Genomic DNA, 1,411 nt, shown 5'->3' on the forward strand with positions numbered 1-1,411 from the left:
GACGACGTCCCAGCGGGTCGCCCCCGACGTCGGCGCGGTGGCGTGCTCGGCGGCGACCAGCGCCTGCAGCAGGTACTCGCGGGCGAGACGGGTCATCGGCGGGCGCGGACCGGGCGCAGCGGTCGTACGGCCGGCCGGGCCGTCGCTCGTCCCGCCGGTCGGGCCGTGGGTCGTGCGGTTACCCGGGCCGTCCGCGGGGGCGACCTCGGGGGTGAGGGTGGACAGGAGCGTGAGGGCCTCGTCGATGTCGTCGTGGCGCCAGCGGCTGCGGTCCTGGTCGGGGAGCAGGACGAGCGCGCCGTCGGCGTCGAGGCGGGTGTCGCGGCGGGAGTGCTGGAGCAGCAGCAGCGCGAGCAGCGCGCGGACGACCGCGCGGTCGGGGAGCAGCCCGTCGAGCACGCGGAGCTGGCGGATCGCCTCGTCACCCAGGTCGACGCGCAGCGGGACGTCGCCCGCACCCGGCTGGTAGCCCGACGTGAAGGTCAGGTAGACGACGGTCGCGACCACGTCGAGGCGCTCGTCGAGCCGGTCGGCCGGCGGCGTCGCGAAGGGGATGCCGGACGCGGCGAGGCGTTTCTTCGCGCGCGTCAGCCGCGCCGCCATCGCGGACTCCTGCACGAGCAGCAGCCGGGCGATCTCCGCGGTCGACAGCCCGACGACGAACCGCAGCGTGAGCGCGACGCGGTCGTCGGGGGCGATCGCCGGGTGGCAGCACGCGAAGAGGAGCCGGAGCTGCTCGTCGGCGACGTGCGCGCCGGGGTCGACGGCGGCCGACGCGGCCGCGCGCATCTCGTCGTCGACGACCATGAGCGGCGCCTTGCGCCGCTGCACCGACTCGGTGCGCAGGCGGTCGAGGACCCGTCGACGTGCGGCGGTCAGCAGCCAGGCGCCGGTGTTGGCGGGGACGCCGTCGAGCGGCCAGCGTCGGGCCGCGGACTCGAACGCGTCGGACACCGCGTCCTCCGCGAGGTCCGGCCGCGCGTACTGGCCGATGACCAGGGCGATCAGGCGTGACCAGTGCTGCTGCCACGCCTCGGCGACCGCGTCGGCGGCCTGCTGCTCGGTCGTCGCACCAGGGGCCGCACCCCGGGACCGGTCCGCCGCTGCGCCGCCGGTGGTCATGCGGCCACCACCGGGTGCACCTCGAACGTGCCGGCGGGCAGCAGCGTGAGGACGTCGACGAGCGCGTCGAGGTCGGGGGCGTCGAGGACGTGCAGCCCGACGAGCGGTCCGTCGGGCGCGGCGGCCGTCCCGTCCGTGAGGGTCAGGCCCTCCGCGCGGGAGCGGACGGTCGTCGCGACGTCGGGGGAGCCGAGCGTCTCGTCGAGCACGGTCGTGACGCCGAGGACGGCGGCGAGCGCGGCGAGGTCGTCGCGCGGTGCGCGCGGAGGTGCGAGGAGCGCGGCGAGGG

At 77.0% G+C, this 1,411-nt stretch carries 2 protein-coding genes; both read right to left on the reverse strand.

Annotated features, from left to right (window positions below; genetic code table 11):
* Window positions 1–1,122: RNA polymerase sigma factor (locus tag HGA02_RS19300; protein ID WP_168681008.1), on the reverse strand; the 1,122-nt coding region annotated here is incomplete at its 3' end.
* A partial coding sequence (locus HGA02_RS19305; protein WP_484482059.1) for a YciI family protein occupies window positions 1,119–1,411 on the reverse strand: 293 nt, incomplete at its 5' end. The genes HGA02_RS19300 and HGA02_RS19305, both read right to left, overlap by 4 nt.

This window comes from Cellulomonas septica, from assembly GCF_012396155.1.
In the GTDB taxonomy this organism is placed as follows: Bacteria; Actinomycetota; Actinomycetes; order Actinomycetales; family Cellulomonadaceae; genus Cellulomonas; species Cellulomonas septica.